A 15,916-nucleotide genomic window follows, 5' to 3' on the forward strand; every position below is an offset into this window, starting at 1 on the left:
GGCCAAGTGTCAAGGCATCTTTCCCGCCTTGACAAGCACCCCCGAACCGTCAGCACAATCAACCTTCGGGGTGCCCCACGCAACCCCTGCGGCAATGTCGCCGCCAGGCGACGAGCAGCCCCTACCGAGACTCAGCAAACCACCGAACCCACCGCCGCTGCCAAGGCGTCTCCACCGCCCGAGCGTGATGGTTCTCCCGAACCCAAGCGACGGCTTCGTCAGCCCCCGCCCCACCAATCGTCACCAAACAAGCCAACACAGTCCCACTACGCCCAACCCCACCAAGACAAGCCACCTCCACGGCCTCCCCAGCAACCGCCCGCTCATGCAACCCCAGAATCTCCCGCCGAGCCCCCTCCCGATCCCTCGGCAGCAGAAAGTCCGGCCACCGAATCCACCGATGCTCCCACCGCAGACCGGGCTCGTACTTCCCTTGCATCCGCCGAGACCCCAAATACAACCCGAATTCCGGCTCCGGCCCCTCCGGTTTCGGCTTCCCCAGCCCCCGAGCCCGCACGACCGCCCCGTCCGGAAGCACCAAAGTACCCACCAACGCAGAATCCATCACGCCATGATCCCCCTATCCACCGTTCGACGGACCCAAGCCAGACCCGACAGGACTAGGCTGCCCCAGGTGAGTGAAGACCCAGCCACGCCGGGCCCGGACCAGATGCGAGTGTCGGACGCCGATCGGGAGCAGGTCGCGCAGGTACTGCACCAGGCGCTGTCCGAAGGCCGCATCACGATCAACGAACTGGAAGAGCGGCTCTCCAGCGTCTACTCCGCGAAAACGTTCGCCGATCTGAAACCGGTGACCGCGGACCTGCCCGGCAGCGCCGCGGTCGCCACCACCGCTTCGGCCTCGCTGCAACCCGCCCCCTCGCGCGCGCTCGGGCTGCCGGACAACCGCGTCGGCGGGCATCCGGGTTCCGCCGTGTCGATCGGCGTGATGTCCGGGGCCGTGCGCAAGGGCAGCTGGGTCCTGCCGCAGCAGCACACGACTTTCGCGTTCTGGGGCGGCGCCGAGATCGACCTGCGCAGCGCCCGGTTCGCCGAGAAGTCCTGCACGATCACCGCCGTCGCGATCATGGGCGGGATCGAGATCACGGTGCCCGACGACATCAACGTGAACGTCACCGGCATCGGCTTCATGGGCGCGTTCATGCTGGAGGACAAGTCCGGCGCGCCGCCCGCCCCGCCGACCGCCCCGACCGTGACGATCAACGGCCTCGGCTTCTGGGGCGGCGTCGTGGTCTACCGCAAACCGGCCAAGGACACGAACGCGCCGCGGATCGAGTCCTGAACCCGACGGCACACAGCACCGACAAAAACCACCGCTCCCGGCTCGCGGCTGTGGACAACCGCGAGCCCGTGACCAGCTGTCCACAGATTCCGGTGAGCGCTCCGGCGCCTGCTGTCTCGCACCTACACTCAGCGGTATGACAGCTACCACCAGCCCGGCAGCGGCGCCGGAAACCCCGTCGCCGCTGACGGACGTCACTCGCGACGAAGCGAGCCTGCGGCGGTTCCTGCACGGGCTGCCCGGTGTCGACCAGGTCGGCGTCGAGCAGCGCGCGGCGGGGCTCGCGACCCGGAGCATCAAGAAGGAAGCCAAGCGGTGGGCGATCGACACCGCGGTGTCGATGGTCGACCTGACCACGCTCGAGGGAGCCGACACGCGCGGCAAGGTCCGCGGCCTCGCCGCCAAGGCGATGCGGCCGGACCCCGAGCGGCAGGACTGCCCGCGCGTCGCGGCCGTGTGCGTGTACCCGGACCTGGTGGAGACGGCCGTCGAAGCGCTCGCGGGCAGCGGGGTGCGGGTGGCGAGCGTCGCGACCGGCTTCCCGGCGGGCCGCACGAGCCGCGAGGTCAAGCTGGCCGACACCCGGATGGCCGTCGAAGCGGGCGCGGACGAGGTCGACATGGTGATCGACCGCGGCGCCTTCCTCGAAGGCCGCTACCTGGAGGTGTTCAACGAGATCCGCGCTGTGAAAGAGGCCTGCGGCTCGGCGCACCTGAAGGTGATCCTGGAAACGGGCGAGCTGGCGACGTACGACAACGTGCGCCGCGCGTCCTGGCTCGCGCTGCTGGCCGGCGGTGACTTCATCAAGACGTCCACCGGCAAGGTGTCGCCCGCCGCGACGCTGCCGGTCACGCACGTGATGCTGCAGGCGGTGCACGACTGGCACGAGCGCACCGGCGAACTGCGCGGCGTCAAGCCCGCGGGCGGGATCCGGACGACGAAGGACGCGATCAAGTACCTCGTCGCCGTGCACGAGGTCGCGGGCGAGCAGTGGCTCACGCCGGACCTGTTCCGGTTCGGCGCGTCGAGCCTGCTCAACGACCTGCTGCTGCAGCGGCGCACCCAGGTGGACGGCCACTACAGCGGCCCTGACTACGTGACGGTGGACTGACATGGGCATCTTCGAATACGCGCCCGCGCCGGAATCGCGCGCTCTGGCCAATCTGAAAGAGCATTACAAGCCGTTCATCAACGGCCAATTCGTCGACGGCTCCGGCGAGCCGCTCAAGACGATCAACCCGGCCACCGAGGAGATCCTCGCCGAGGTCGGCACCGCGTCAGCGTCCGATGTGGACACCGCGGTGAAGGCCGCGCGCAAGGCGTACACGTCGGTCTGGTCGAAAATGCCCGGCACCGAACGAGCGAAGTACCTGTTCCGCATCGCCCGGCTGATCCAGGAACGCTCGCGCGAGCTGGCGGTGCTGGAAACGCTGGACAACGGGAAGCCGATCAAGGAATCGCGCGATTCCGACGTGCCCACCGCGGCCGCGCATTTCTTCTACCACGCGGGCTGGGCGGACAAGCTCGGCTACGCGGGCTACGGCCCGGACCCGAAGCCGCTCGGCGTCGCGGGCCAGGTGATCCCGTGGAACTTCCCGCTGCTGATGCTGGCGTGGAAGATCGCGCCGGCGCTGGCCACCGGCAACACCGTGGTGCTCAAGCCCGCCGAGACCACCCCGCTGAGCGCGCTGGTGTTCGCCGAGATCTGCCAGCAGGCGGAGCTGCCGCCGGGCGTGGTGAACATCCTGCCCGGCGCGGGCGACATCGGAGCGTCCATCGTGGAGCATCCGGACGTCGACAAGATCGCGTTCACCGGCTCCACCGAGGTCGGCAAGCTGATCCAGCGCACCGTCGCGGGCACCCGCAAGAAGCTGACCCTGGAACTCGGCGGCAAGGCGGCGAACGTGGTGTTCGACGACGCCCCGCTGGACCAGGCGGTGGAGGGGATCGTCAACGGGATCTTCTTCAACCAGGGCCACGTCTGCTGCGCGGGCTCACGACTGCTGGTGCAGGAGTCGGTAGCCGAAGAGGTGCTGGAGAAACTCCGCTACCGGGTCTCGACGCTGCGCCTCGGCGACCCGCTGGACAAGAACACCGACCTCGGCGCCATCAACTCGGCCGAGCAGCTGGCGAAGATCCGCGGCCTGGTCGAATCCGGCGACGCGGAAGGCGCGCAACGCTGGACCAGCCCGTGCCCGGTGCCCGACCGCGGTTTCTTCTTCGCGCCGACAGTGTTCTCCGAAGTCCACCAGTCGATGCGCATCGCGCGGGAGGAAATCTTCGGCCCCGTGCTGTCGGTTCTCACCTTCCGCACCCCGGAAGAGGCTGTGGCGAAGGCGAACAACACGCCGTACGGGCTGTCCGCGGGCATCTGGACCGAGAAGGGTTCGCGCATTCTGTGGATGGCGAACCAGCTCCGGGCAGGCGTCGTCTGGGCGAACACGTTCAACCGCTTCGACCCCGCCGCCCCGTTCGGCGGCTACCAGGAGTCCGGTTTCGGCCGCGAAGGCGGACGCACCGGTTTGGAGGCCTACCTCAATGTCTGACCGAATTTCGGTGGCGAAGACCTACAAACTCTATATCGGCGGAAAATTCCCCCGCTCGGAATCGGGCCGGGTCTACCCCGTCACCGATTCCAAGGGCTCCTTCCTGGCCAACGCGGCCCACGCATCGCGCAAAGACCTGCGCGACGCGGTGTCGGCCGCCCGCAAGGCGTTCCCGGGTTGGTCGTCGGCAACTGCATACAACCGCGGCCAGGTCCTCTACCGCGTAGCCGAGGTCATGGAAGGCCGCCGCGCCCAGTTCGCCGCCGAGGTAGCCGCCTGCGAAGGCGTCGCCGCGAAGAAGGCCGAGTCCATTGTGGACGCCGCCATCGACCGCTGGGTCTGGTACGCGGGCTGGACCGACAAGATCGCGTCAGTCCTTGGCGCCGCCAACCCGGTAGCCGGCCCGTACTTCTCCTTCACCACTCCCGAACCCACCGGAGTTGTCGGAGTCCTGGCCCCGCAAGAGTCGTCCTTGCTCGGCCTGATCACGGTCCTGGCCCCAGTCCTGGCCACCGGCTCGACCGCGGTCCTGGTCTCCAGCGCGGACCGCCCCCTGCCCGCCATCACCCTGTCCGAGGTCCTGGCCACCTCCGACGTCCCCGGCGGCACCGCCAACATCCTCACCGGCCGAGCCGCGGAACTGGCCCCCTGGCTGGCCTCCCACGGCGACGTCAACGCCCTGGACCCGACCGGCGCCACCCCCGCCGACCGAGTCACCCTGGCCCAAGAAGCCGCCGGGACGGTAAAGCGAGTCCTGTCCGTCCCCGACACCGAACCGGACTGGACCGCGGAGCCAGACCTGTCCCGCATTCGGCGGTACCTGGAAGCAAAGACCGTCTGGCACCCGATGGGCGTCTGACATTCGAGTTCGCTCAACCCGCCGTTCGGGCTAATCACCCGACGGCGGGTTTTTGTTTACCCCGGCAGACAAATGCGCGGTGGGCAGGTTTTCGCCCCTAAGATGAGGCGATTACCCCGAAAGGACTACGGTGAGTTACGCTGCGCTCAGCAAGCCGAGACATCCATTTACCGGACAAAGGTTCTCGCAGCAGCCATCTTGGCATACGGCCAGATTCGCGCAATTTCTCAATCCCTCCAGCGATTTCCTACAAATACACTCCATCCCCACGACTTACCGTGCCCCGTCGGTTACGGTGAATATCGCCGCGAGGCACCGAACCAACCGTTGCGCGAAATGTCCGCCGTGTCTTGGGGAGGGCGAGGACATGGACCAGCCTGCCGCGAACGCAGGCAAGAACCGGTTGCCGGACTTCACCTTCACCATCACCGACGGCACCGCAGCACCGCCGGGCCCCGGCTTCACCATGAGCCGCGACGACGCCCGCAGCATGCTCAACCTGGCCAAACAGGCAGTCAAGCAGTTCGACGACATGAGGAGCCACGCGAGGTACTTGACCAGGCTGACTCCGCCCGCCGACGAACCGGCGAGCAACGATTACAACAGGCGATTAACCGGCAGCGGACCCGAAGACGGCGCGTTCGGGACAGGCCTGGCGAACCTCATTCACCTGCGCGAATACACAGACGAGCTTGTCCGGAAGCTGGAGCAAGCACTCGGGATCACCGAGAGCTCCGACCAAGCCGCAGCCGCCGAAGTGAAGGCTTCCGGCGATCCAGGGGGGTTCGCCGGATGAACCGCCACTCGACAGCGTGGCTGCTCGTCACGGTCGGAGCCCTCGTCATCGCCGCGAGCTGCTCGGGAGGCGAGGCTCCCGCGTTGCCTGCCTCCTCGGCACCCTCGCCAACTGCGGCTTCCCTGCCCTATGGAGGAGCGCCGAAGGTGGACCGGCCCCTGCCTTCGTCGGTCCTGTCGGGCGACCCGTGCCACAACGCGCTGACCACTGGACAGCTCAAGGAAATCCTCGGCACCACGGATCCGCCCAAATCCGAGAACATCGCGGCCACCGGGCCGTCCTGCCGCTGGGACCATCCGGACTCCGGTGCCGGACTGAATGTTTTCTACGACATCCGCACCCACCAGGGACTCAGTTCGGTTTACCAGAACACCAAACCCAAGACGACCACGTGGCGGCCACTTCCTTCGGTCCAGGGATTCCCCGCGGTCGCATTCTCGATCCACCCCGGCCCTGGCATCGACAATTCCTGTGACGTGAGCGTGGGGATCGCCGACGACTACACCTTCGACACGGCATTGACCCTCGGCCGCCGCAAAGAAGGAAAAGCCGACCCGTGCGAGCTGACGGCCAGGGTCGCCGACATGGTCGCCGGGAACCTTCGGCAGCGAGCGGGTTCGTGATGGGCTTCTTGGAGATTCTCGGGGACGTCGGCCACTGGGTCGGCGAGCACGTCGACGATCTCGGCAAGTTCTATTCCGCAGCGCTGCAAGGCAACACCGGCACCGAGACCATTCCCGCGCCAGAGCTTGCCCAGAAGGTGCTCGCCGGACCGGGCACGTCCGTTTGGCACGAAGGCACCAGGCGGGCGGTCGAACTCAGCAACCAGCATCACGAGGCCAGCGACTTGGTCGCCCGCATGAGCACCGGGATGGAATCCGCCTGGACCGGCCGGGCCGCAGACGCCGCGCAGACTCGGATTCGGGCCTTGGCGGAGATCGCGTCCGTGTCCGCGGCGATCTACACCACCAACGGGGCCAATCTCTCCGACGTCGCGCACGGGTTCGATGCCATGAAGACCTCCTTGCAGCCGATGCCGGACAGGCCGCCGCACTTGACCTTTCTCGATCGGGCTGCTCCTTGGGAGACTGACGCGGAGAGGGAGATCAACCACTACAACGCGGTGGCCCAGCAGAACATCGACCGCTACCAGGCTTACGTCCAGCACGCCCGCGCGGGCAGCCAGCAACTGCAAACCGACTACGGGCGGCTCGACGACTTCGGCGGGCGGAGCACCACAGTCGACGCCAAGCCGAAGCCGCGGCGAGGGCCCGAGGAAGCACCGCATTTCCCCCAGCCCCGACACCCGAGGCAGCCGCCGGACGCTCCTCCCCCGGCCGCCGCGCCGCCGGTGAGCGGGCCGTCGGCACCGCCGCCAGGTCCTGACATAACGCACGGGGCCAACGAAAAGTCCGGACCGAGCACGGCGCCGCCGCCGAGAACCGGGGATCAGACGACGGCCTCCGGGTGGGCACCGGGGCCGGCGACCACCGGGATTCCGCCGACTGCCGCACCTCACCCCGAAACATCCGGAAGCGGCACGTGGCCGCCTGGGCCAGTAGGGATTCCCGCGCAAGGCGCACGCGGAACCGCGGGCAACATCGGCGGAACTGCCGGAGGCCGCACAGCCGGAACCGGTCGAGGGGAAAGCAACCGTGCAGGCGGGTCCCGGAGCCGAACGGACGGCCCGCCCCGGCCGGGCATCGGCAGAGGAACCGGCGCGGCAGAGGAACCACGAGCGCCAAGCAACACAACACGCGGCACAACGGGTGCAACCGGAACCCGAGGCACCCCAGGCGCAGGCGGAATAACCCCGACCCGCGGCAAAGACAAAGACCAAGACTCCCAAGAACACCACCGCAAATACGGCCTGGACACCGACGCCGCCTTCTCCCTCGTCGACGACGACGGCGAACGCACCGTGGACCCCCGCACTGGCTTGCCTCCTACGCCACCGACCATCGGCGGCTAAGGGAGATCGCCGACGATGCCGATCCTCGAGAGACCGGTCCGGATGCCGCGGTTGGCGTTTCTCGCCCTGTGGGGCCACGAGAAACTCGGCGAACCGCCGGTCGTCGTCGAGCACGCGCCGATGTTCATGACCGACGAGTTCTCCGAGAAGCTCCGGGTCCAGTCGTACGGACTCCTGTCGAGGTTCGGGCTCGCGGCGAGCGGCGCGCCCAGTCCGCGGCTGCGCGACACTCTCGAACTCCTCGCCGAGGCCCGGCGCGAGGTGTATTCCTGGAGCGATTTCGGCAATCGGCGCGGGGACAACGGGGCGATTCTCGTTGCGGCAGCGGGGCGAGAGGCCGTGCGGCTCGTGACGGACAACCGGTCCGTGCAGCTCGAACCCGTTTCACCGCGCGACATTGGCGGCAGCCTGGTCGATCTGCTCCCCTGCTGCGATCCGGCGAAGCTCCGGCCGCTCAAGGTGCCCAAGGACTACTACGACAGCGCATTCGCCGATCCCCTCGCCGAATCCTCGGCCAGCGCGGACGAATTGCGGCATCTGATGCGGGCCCGGCGCGACGCGGTGCACCTGATGCACGTCGCTGTCCGCGGGCAGGACGGAAACCGGACGCACAGCACCCCGCTGTCCGCGATCGACCTCACCGGACGCGGGCGCGTGCTGAGTTTCGTCAGCCCGGACAGTGCTGGCGGACTGCAGATCAACGTCTACTCCGGCACCCGCTCGCATCTCGTCGACGCGCTGGCGCTGACGCTCGCCGAACTCGGCTGAGCGAAGGATCAACGAGGCGGCAACATTTCGCGCCACACCTCTATCCTTTCGCGAAATTCTCTGCCAACATGTGCCATTGGGGAAATTTCGACGCCCCGTGTCCGGTTCAGGCGCCGCCAGCACGTCAGGAGGACTCCGCATGACCCTGCGTCCCGCTCAGCCCGAAGAAGCACTCGCCCTCGAGTTCCTCGGCACCACCAGCGCGGGCGGCAACTGCCCCAACGCTTATCGCACCAATCGCGGCACGTTCGTCGTCCAGGGCTACCGGGTCACCGACGAGCAAGCGCTGCGGCAACTGCGCGAACGCGGCTTGCCGGACACCGAAACGGCCGTCGAAATCCCCGTCGGCCTGCTCAAGTTCTTCCCGCAGGAAGCCTGAGCGCGACGGACCGGCGCAGGCGAGGCAAGGCGTCCCGGCGATCCAGACGCACTAGGCGCCCAGGATTTCTCGAAACTCGACCCCAGGTGTGGGAAGATGCCATCGGGTTCGAGGAATTCCGCATGCGATAGCGAGGGCGAGTGCCTACCAGTTTCGAGAAACGCCGGGCAGAGCTTGGCGACCGCCTGCGCCGGCTCCGGGTCGACGCGGGCTACGAGACCGGGAAGGATTTCGCCAAGGCCATCGGCTGGAACGCGCCCAAGGTCAGCAAAATCGAGAACGGCAGACAGACCGTCGGCGACGACGACCTCGACGCCTGGATCGCCGCCGTCGGCGGGCCGCCGGAGCTGGCCGAACAGCTGCGGGAGCAGCTTGTCGGGGTCCGCGACGCGCACGCCAGCTGGAAAGACAAGGTCCGCGACGGGCACCGGGCTAGACAAGAGGAATCCATTGCCAGAGAGGCCCGCGCGCTACGAATTCGCGCGGTCGACCTCCGAATTGTCTCCGGATTACTGCAAACTCCAGAGTACGCACGGCACACGCTGCTCGCCCACGCCCGGATCCACGGCGGCGGCCAGGACATCACCGAGGCGGTCCGGGCGCGGATGCAGCGCCAGCAGATCCTCTACGAACCCGGCCGGACCATCGAACTGCTCACCTCGGAAGCCGCGCTGCGCTACCCGAACGCGCCGCACGAGGTGATGATCGCGCAGGCGCACAAGCTGCTCGCGCTGCTCGGCACCCCGAACATCCGCTTCGGCATCATCCCCGCGGACGTCGTCCTGCCCTACCCGGTCACCGCGGACTTCTGGGTCGTCGACGACGTCGCGATGGTCGAAACCCCGGAGGGCGAGCACATCGCGAGCGACGCCGACCCGTACCACGAGGTCGCGGATCTACTGTGGACAGTCGCGGCCGAGGGCGACGCCGCCCGGGCGGTGCTGCTGCGGGTCCTCGATTCCCTCACCCGCGCAACACCGCCGAGCTAAGCCAGGAAATCCTTACGCGGCAGGCGCTTCACCGGCGGTCAGCGCACCGACGTCGACGGTGTGGCTGTCCGCGTTGGCGTCCACCGCGCCGAAGGTCCAGTCCACCGTCACGTTCGGGTCGATCGGGTCCCCGTGCGGGTTGGAGTCGGCCGGAGCGGTCATGGTCACCGCGTTCGGCGTCTGCTGCTCGTCCTCGCCGCCGATCGCGGTCCAGTGCAGCGGCGCGTACGCCGACGATCCGTTCGCGATCAGCACCGGCGGCGCGTCGGCCGGCGCCTCGTTGTTGACCAGGACGTCGTGCGCGCCGACCAGGTTGACGTCGGCCCGGCCGGACAGGACGCACCGCTCGCCCTCGTTCGCGGTGAACTGCAGCGCCGCCTGGCGCTGGCCCGCGCCGGCCCCGCCGTAGACGAGCTTGGTGCTGAACTGGTTCGCCGTGCACGGAAGCGCCGACGAGTCCGTGCTCGCGGTCGTGGCGGCGGCCGTCCCGGCGAAGGCCGCGGCAGCGCCCCCGGCGACAGCGACGGCGATGGCAATGCGGCGGATGTTCTTCATGATCTCGTCCCCTCTCGCGTTTTCCGGCGGCTCCGCACCGGCTTTCACGAGATAAGACGTCCCCGGCCGGATCCCGATGGCCCGTTGTGTGATCACCCCTATCGGAGCAACCCCGGACCGCCCGCCGCGTCCGAAGAAAGGGTCAGATCAAGTCGTCCTTGCCGAGCGGCCGCCCCGGCAACGGGGTGACCGGACCGGCGCGCAGGCCGTCGATCATGATCGCGATGCTGCGAGCGGTCGCCAGTTCCGGCGTCTTCAGCCGATGCGCGGGCAGCTGCCGCACGATGCGCGCGAACAGCACCGCGACGTCGCCAGCGCCCACGTCCTTCCGCAGCGCCCCCTCGGCCTGCGCCCGGACCACCAGGTCGTCGACCTCGAGCAGCACCGCTTCGCGCAGGTGCGCCACCTCGGGATCGTCCTTGAGAATTTCGTGCGCCCGCTGCGAAAGCATCGCCAGCTGCATCGACAGCTGCAGTTCCGCGCCGTGGTACAGCAACTGCACCAACGCTTCCCACGCGGACGGAGCCTCCACCGACAGCCGTTTGGCGTTGTCCAGCACGCCCGCGAAGTTGTCCACCGCCACCGCGCGGATCAGCGCGTCGCGGTCCGGGAAGCGCCGGTAGAGGGTGCCCACGCCGACGCCGGCCGCGCGCGCGATCTCCTCCATCGGGACCTCGGGACCATGACTGGCGAAGATGACGCGAGCCGCGGCGATGATCTGGTCGCGGTTGCGCTGCGCGTCCGCCCGCAGCGGCGTCTCGGGGTCTGCACTCATAACCCGGCCTTCCCTCTTCCGGTTGGCGCGCATTCTCGCATGCCCGGCCAACTGCGCAAACGTGCCGGCGAGCCGGGCCGGACAGCAATTGTCACCCCGTTGCTAGTGGACGGCGATCCTCCACTTCGGTACCTTGGGCAGTGAACCGGAATGTAATCCTCCACATTCATTCCGTAACGGGGCAAACCCACCACAGGGGGTTCTGATGACCGAAGTCGCCCAGCCCAGCCGCATCCAGCCGGAACAGGCCGCTTTCCCGATGAAACGGACCTGCCCGTTCGCGCCGCCGCCGGGCTACGACCGGTTCCGCGACGCTCGCGCGCACTACGTCGAACTCGAACGAACCGGCCAGCGCGCCTGGGTGCTCCACCGGCACGAGGACCTGCGGGCGATGCTGAACGACCCGCGATTCAGCTCGGACCGCTTCAACCCCGGCTTCCCGATCCTGTTCAAGGACGGCCAGCAGCGCCGCCCGACGCTGCGTCCCTCGCTGATCGGGATGGACGCGCCGGACCACGGCCCGGCGCGGCGCGCCGTCGTCGGCGAGTTCACCGTCAAGCGGATGAAGGCTTTGCAGCCGCGTATCCAGGAGATCGTGGACCAGCACCTCGACGCGATGCTGGCCGGCGACAAGCCCGCCGACCTGGTGTCCGCGCTCTCGCTTCCGGTGCCGTCGCTGGTGATCTGCGAACAACTCGGCGTCCCGTACTCCGACCACGAGTTCTTCCAGAAGCACAGCTCACGGCTCCTCAACCGGGAAGTGAGCGGCGAAGAACGCAGCGCCTCGGTCGAGGAAATGCAGAAGTATCTGTCCAACTTGATCTCCGCGAAGGAAACCGCACCAGCGGACGATCTGCTCAGCCGCCAGATCGCGAAGAAGCGCGAGGAGGGCTCCTACGAGCGCGACGACCTCGTGTCGATGGCCTTCCTGCTGCTCCTCGCCGGGCACGAAACCACCGCGAACATGATTTCGCTCGGCACCGTCGCGTTGCTCGAGAACCCGGACGCGCTCGCCGCGATCAAGGAGGATCCGGGCAAAACCCTCGACGCCGTCGAGGAATTGCTGCGCTACTTCACCATCGCGGAATTCGCCACCACTCGCGTCGCTCTCGAGGACGTCGACATCGCGGGCGTTACCATCAAAGCCGGAGAAGGCGTGCTCGGCCTGAGCTACGCGGCCAACTTCGACCCCGACGTCTTCCCTGAGCCCGAACAGCTCGACATCACCCGCGGCGGCAGGCACCACGTCGCGTTCGGCTTCGGCGCGCACCAATGCCTCGGCCAGAACCTCGCGCGGATGGAACTGCAGATCGTGTTCGACACGCTCTTCCGCCGCATCCCGACGCTGCGTCTCGCCGCGCCGGTCGACCAGTTGCCGTTCAAACACGACTCCGGCGTCTTCGGGCTCTACTGCCTCCCGGTGACCTGGTGAAGGGGAAACGATGACTGCCACTGAAGAACTCCGCATGCCGGTCGCCCGCACCTGCCCGTTCTCCCAGCCGGAGCAATACGTCCGGATGCGCGAGGAAAGCGCGCTCCAACGCGTGCGGATCCCCGGCGGCAAGGAAGCCTGGGTGGCCGTGCGGCACGAGGAAGCCCGGCAGATCCTTGGCGACCGCCGGTTCTCCTCCGACCGGTTCCTGCCCAACTTCCCGTTCCTGGCCGAGGGCGGGGCCGCGATCCTCACCAACGTCAAGCAGAAGGCCATGATCGGGATGGACGCGCCCGAGCACGGCGAGGCCCGCCGGGAGGTGCTCGGCGAGTTCACCGTCAAGCGGGTCGAAGCGATGCGGCCGCGGATCCAGGAGATCGTCGACGGCCTCATCGACGACCTGCTCGCCGGCCCGAAGCCGGCGGACCTGGTGGAAAAGCTGTCGCTGCCGGTGCCGTCGCTGGTGATCTGCGAGCTGCTCGGCGTCCCGTACGGCGATCACGACTACTTCCAAGAGCGCACCATGGCGCTCATCCGCCGCAGCACCAGCGTCGAGGATCGCAAGAAGGCGTCCGAGGAACTGCGCGGATACCTCAGCGGTCTCGTCGCGGCGAAGGAGAAGGACCCGACCGACGACCTGCTCGGCAGGCAGATCGTCAAGCGCCGCGAGGAAGGCACTTACGACCACGACGCGATGATCGGGCTGGCCTTCCTGCTGCTGGTCGCCGGGCACGAGACCACCGCGAACATGATTTCGCTCGGCACCATCGGACTGCTGGAGAACCCCGGGCAGCGCGCGACGATCGAGGCCGACCCCGGCAAGACGCTCCTCGCGGTCGAGGAACTCCTTCGCTACTTCACGATCGTCGAAGGCGCGACCGCGCGAGTCGCGACCGAGGACGTGGAGATCGGCGGCGTCACGATCAAGGCCGGCGAGGGCGTGCTCGTGCTGGGCTACGCCGCGAACTGGGACCCGGAGGTGTTCGAGAGCCCGGAAAAGCTCGACCTCGAACGCGGCGCGCGCCACCACGTCGCGTTCGGGTTCGGGCCGCACCAGTGCCTCGGGCAGAACCTGGCGCGGATGGAACTGCAGATCGTGTTCGACACGCTGTTCCGCCGCGTCCCGACACTCACGTGCACGCTCCCGGCCGCCGAGCTGCCGGTGAAGAAGGACGCGACGATCTTTGGCCTGTACCAGTTGCCGGTGACCTGGTAGAGATCAGAGTGCTCCCACCACAAGCCAGGAAGAGGCCATCATGAAGATCATCGCGGACACCGGCAAGTGCGTCGGCGCCGGCCAGTGCGTGCTCACCGAGCCCGCGCTGTTCGACCAGAGCGAGGACGACGGCACGGTCATCGTCCTCAACGACACTCCGGACGGCGAACTGATCGAGAAGGCGCGCGAGGCCGTGAACATCTGCCCGAGCCAGGCGCTTTCGCTGGAGGAGTGACCAGCGGTCACGAAGACAGGCGCACGGCGGTCACCACGGCGGTCGAGTAATTCGTCGTCAGGTGACCGCCGCGCGCGTCGATCGCCGCGGCGACCTCGGCCAGCACCTGGTCGCGCTGCTCCGGCGTCGCCACCGTCACGCCGCCCTGGGTGGCGAGCAGGTCCAGCCACTCGTCACGGCCGTAGTCCTGCGTCCAGTCGTAGCGCCAGAACTCCGCCTCGGCGAACGCGCCGGTCTCGGCCAAACCGGCCGCGGCTTTGTCGAGCATCGGCTGATAGGCGTCCGGGCCGGGGCTTTTCAGGTAGTTGCCGCTGAACGGCGAATCCGGCATCGCCCGGCGCAACGCGTCCGCCAGTGCGTGCGAAATTTCTTCCGGCGGCATGAAGACGTGCCAGAACGCGGCGAACCGGCCGCCCGGACGGAGCACCCGCGCGGCCTTCACGGCTCCCGCGACCGGGTCGACCCAGTGCCACGCCTGCCCGGACACGAGGGCGTCGAACGTCCGCCCCGCCGGGTCCCAATCCTCGAATTTCGCGACCTCGGCCGGGAAACCGCGCCGGGCGAACTCCGCCATCCGCTCGTCCGGCTCCACGCCGAGCACCGCGGCGCCGTGGGCGCGAAATTGCCGCCCCTCGATGCCGGTTCCGCAGCCGACGTTGAGAATTTCCCTCCCCGGGCTCGCTTCGAGGAGGGCGGTCACCAGTTCGTCCGGGTAACGCGGGCGGGCCCGGTCGTAGCGCTCGGGATCGACGCCGAACGACTCCGCCATGGTCCGGTGCTGATGGGGTTCGGGACGGGGTAAAGTGGGCATGTGCCCACCATAGTGGGCAAGCGCCCACTATGGCTAGGAAGGACCTTCGAGGTGCCCACCGGGATCCATCTCCGCGACGTCCGCGCCCAGCTTTTCGACGCCGCGGAACGGGTTTTGCTGCGCGCGGGCCCTAGCGGCCTCACCAGCCGCGCCGTCACCGCCGAGGCGGATTGCGCGAAGGGCGTGCTGCACCGGCATTTCGAGGATTTCGACGCTTTCCTCGCCGCGCTGGTGCTCGACCGGATCCATCGCCTCGAAGCCCGCGCGGACGACCTGCGGGCCGGAACCGGCGACCTGGTCGAGACAGTGGCCGAGGTGCTCACCGAAGTCTTCTCGTCGGTCGCGGTGTCGATCGTCGCCCTGATCACCTTCCGCGACGAACTGCGGCACCGGCTCCGGGCCGCGCGGCCGGGCCCGGGGATTCCGCTGGCCACCGACGCGGCGAACGTGCTCGCGGATTACCTTGCCGCGGAACGAGATCTCGGTCGGCTCGCTCCGGAAGCGGACGTAAAGACGCTGGCTCCGACGCTCATCGGGGCTGGCCACCTGCTCTTCGCCGATCGCACCGGGGAGCCGCCGACCGAGGAAGCGGTGCGGCAGATGGCGGCCACCGTCCTGGCCGGAGTGCTCGTGAGTGTTGATCCCAATTAGAACCCGGGATCAACACTCACGACCCCCAGTTCACCCGATGCCGGTGGCCACCGCGGCCACCGACAGGGCCAACGCACCCAACGCGCCCGCCACTCCGTAGCGCGTCAACGTGCGTCGGTCATCGTGGTGCCGGAGGTACAGCGCGACAGTCGCGGCGAACGCGAGACCACCAGCGATGAACCACGGCCCCCACAGATAGAGGTACCAGCCGACCAGGTCGGACAACGCCGGATCGACGGCGACGGCACCGGTCTTGACCAGCACTCCCTGCACTACGAACAGCCCGCCGTGCCAGGTCAGCAGAATCGCCGCGCCAGCACCGCAGAACACCATCGTGCGGCTTAGCCACCGGCCACGCGGTTGAGTCAGGCTGATGCCGATTACGGCGCCGAAGACCTTGAGCAGACCGGTGATCACCAGGACGGCCACAAACCACGGCACCCGGTCCTGCGCGAGTTTGACCAGCGACGGGGACACCGTCGAGGTTGCGCCGAAGGTGTTACCGGTCGCCCAGACGAAGCTGGGGATCGCGAACAACACTCCCCAGGCCGCGGCTGCGTAGCCCGGCCATTGGGTCAACTCGGCTTGCTTCGACGACATGCGTCAAGCGTCGTCTGGAGGGCGGCCGA

Annotated in this window: 19 protein-coding genes; 14 read left to right on the top strand and 5 right to left on the bottom strand. The window is 68.1% G+C overall.

Translation table 11 applies throughout. The annotated features are described in order from the left end of the window. Positions 1-121: 121 nt before the first annotated feature. Positions 122-565, bottom strand: coding sequence for a protein tyrosine phosphatase (locus ABZX37_RS22140; RefSeq protein WP_354742281.1), 444 nt, complete (start codon positions 563-565; stop codon positions 122-124). 105 nt (positions 566-670) lie between these two features. On the opposite strand from ABZX37_RS22140, the gene ABZX37_RS22145 reads away from it, so the two are divergent. From ABZX37_RS22145 to ABZX37_RS22190, 10 genes are all read left to right on the top strand, one after another. Then, a complete protein-coding gene (locus tag ABZX37_RS22145) occupies positions 671-1,303 on the top strand; it encodes a DUF1707 domain-containing protein (protein WP_354742502.1) in 633 nt (210 codons plus the stop codon). Positions 1,304-1,439: 136 nt separating this feature from the next. Continuing rightward, positions 1,440-2,414, top strand: coding sequence for a deoxyribose-phosphate aldolase (deoC, locus tag ABZX37_RS22150; RefSeq protein WP_354742283.1), 975 nt, complete (start codon positions 1,440-1,442; stop codon positions 2,412-2,414). A gap of 1 nt (position 2,415) precedes the next feature. Continuing rightward, a complete protein-coding gene (locus ABZX37_RS22155; RefSeq protein ID WP_354742285.1) occupies positions 2,416-3,849 on the top strand; it encodes an aldehyde dehydrogenase family protein in 1,434 nt (477 codons plus the stop codon). Continuing rightward, entirely contained in the window at positions 3,842-4,708 is an 867-nt protein-coding gene (locus tag ABZX37_RS22160; protein WP_354742287.1) for an aldehyde dehydrogenase family protein, read from the top strand. The genes ABZX37_RS22155 and ABZX37_RS22160 overlap by 8 nt, the downstream gene beginning before the upstream one ends. 367 nt (positions 4,709-5,075) lie before the next feature. Beyond that, entirely contained in the window at positions 5,076-5,504 is a 429-nt protein-coding gene (locus ABZX37_RS22165) for a hypothetical protein (RefSeq protein ID WP_354742289.1), read from the top strand. Then, on the top strand, positions 5,501-6,127 hold the full coding sequence (locus tag ABZX37_RS22170) for a DUF3558 domain-containing protein (protein WP_354742291.1): 627 nt from the start codon (positions 5,501-5,503) through the stop codon (positions 6,125-6,127). Before ABZX37_RS22165 ends, ABZX37_RS22170 begins: the two co-directional genes overlap by 4 nt. Beyond that, positions 6,124-7,476: a hypothetical protein gene (locus ABZX37_RS22175; RefSeq protein ID WP_354742293.1), complete on the top strand. Its 1,353-nt coding sequence runs from the start codon at positions 6,124-6,126 to the stop codon at positions 7,474-7,476. The genes ABZX37_RS22170 and ABZX37_RS22175 overlap by 4 nt, the downstream gene beginning before the upstream one ends. Positions 7,477-7,491: 15 nt before the next feature. After that, positions 7,492-8,244, top strand: coding sequence for an ESX secretion-associated protein EspG (locus ABZX37_RS22180; RefSeq protein WP_354742295.1), 753 nt, complete (start codon positions 7,492-7,494; stop codon positions 8,242-8,244). 139 nt (positions 8,245-8,383) lie between these two features. After that, positions 8,384-8,623, top strand: a complete 240-nt coding sequence (locus tag ABZX37_RS22185; protein WP_354742297.1) for a hypothetical protein — start codon at positions 8,384-8,386, stop codon at positions 8,621-8,623. 140 nt (positions 8,624-8,763) lie between these two features. Then, the gene (locus ABZX37_RS22190) at positions 8,764-9,612 is read left to right on the top strand and encodes a helix-turn-helix transcriptional regulator (protein WP_354742299.1); all 849 of its coding nucleotides are present in this window, start codon (positions 8,764-8,766) and stop codon (positions 9,610-9,612) included. A gap of 12 nt (positions 9,613-9,624) precedes the next feature. On the opposite strand, the gene ABZX37_RS22195 is transcribed toward ABZX37_RS22190, so the two are convergent. Then, the gene (locus ABZX37_RS22195) at positions 9,625-10,263 is read right to left on the bottom strand and encodes a DUF4232 domain-containing protein (protein WP_354742301.1); all 639 of its coding nucleotides are present in this window, start codon (positions 10,261-10,263) and stop codon (positions 9,625-9,627) included. A gap of 46 nt (positions 10,264-10,309) precedes the next feature. Continuing rightward, positions 10,310-10,942, bottom strand: coding sequence for a helix-turn-helix domain-containing protein (locus ABZX37_RS22200; protein WP_344270676.1), 633 nt, complete (start codon positions 10,940-10,942; stop codon positions 10,310-10,312). 205 nt (positions 10,943-11,147) lie between these two features. On the opposite strand from ABZX37_RS22200, the gene ABZX37_RS22205 reads away from it, so the two are divergent. The 3 genes from ABZX37_RS22205 to ABZX37_RS22215 are packed head-to-tail and all read left to right on the top strand — an operon-like array spanning position 11,148 to position 13,825. After that, positions 11,148-12,374: a cytochrome P450 gene (locus ABZX37_RS22205; protein ID WP_354742303.1), complete on the top strand. Its 1,227-nt coding sequence runs from the start codon at positions 11,148-11,150 to the stop codon at positions 12,372-12,374. 10 nt (positions 12,375-12,384) lie between these two features. Beyond that, a complete protein-coding gene (locus ABZX37_RS22210; protein WP_354742305.1) occupies positions 12,385-13,590 on the top strand; it encodes a cytochrome P450 in 1,206 nt (401 codons plus the stop codon). 40 nt (positions 13,591-13,630) lie between these two features. Then, positions 13,631-13,825 carry a ferredoxin gene (locus ABZX37_RS22215; protein WP_116201635.1) on the top strand — a complete coding sequence of 65 codons (195 nt, stop codon included), beginning with the start codon at positions 13,631-13,633 and terminating at the stop codon, positions 13,823-13,825. A gap of 7 nt (positions 13,826-13,832) precedes the next feature. Here ABZX37_RS22215 and ABZX37_RS22220 read toward each other — a convergent pair whose 3' ends face one another. Then, a complete protein-coding gene (locus ABZX37_RS22220; RefSeq protein ID WP_354742307.1) occupies positions 13,833-14,636 on the bottom strand; it encodes a class I SAM-dependent methyltransferase in 804 nt (267 codons plus the stop codon). Positions 14,637-14,687: 51 nt separating this feature from the next. On the opposite strand from ABZX37_RS22220, the gene ABZX37_RS22225 reads away from it, so the two are divergent. Continuing rightward, a complete protein-coding gene (locus ABZX37_RS22225; RefSeq protein ID WP_354742309.1) occupies positions 14,688-15,287 on the top strand; it encodes a TetR/AcrR family transcriptional regulator in 600 nt (199 codons plus the stop codon). 30 nt (positions 15,288-15,317) lie between these two features. Here ABZX37_RS22225 and ABZX37_RS22230 read toward each other — a convergent pair whose 3' ends face one another. Then, positions 15,318-15,887: a DUF3995 domain-containing protein gene (locus tag ABZX37_RS22230; protein WP_354742311.1), complete on the bottom strand. Its 570-nt coding sequence runs from the start codon at positions 15,885-15,887 to the stop codon at positions 15,318-15,320. Positions 15,888-15,916: the final 29 nt, after the last annotated feature.

This window comes from Amycolatopsis sp. NPDC004079, assembly GCF_040610415.1.
Taxonomy (GTDB): domain Bacteria; phylum Actinomycetota; class Actinomycetes; order Mycobacteriales; family Pseudonocardiaceae; genus Amycolatopsis; species Amycolatopsis halotolerans.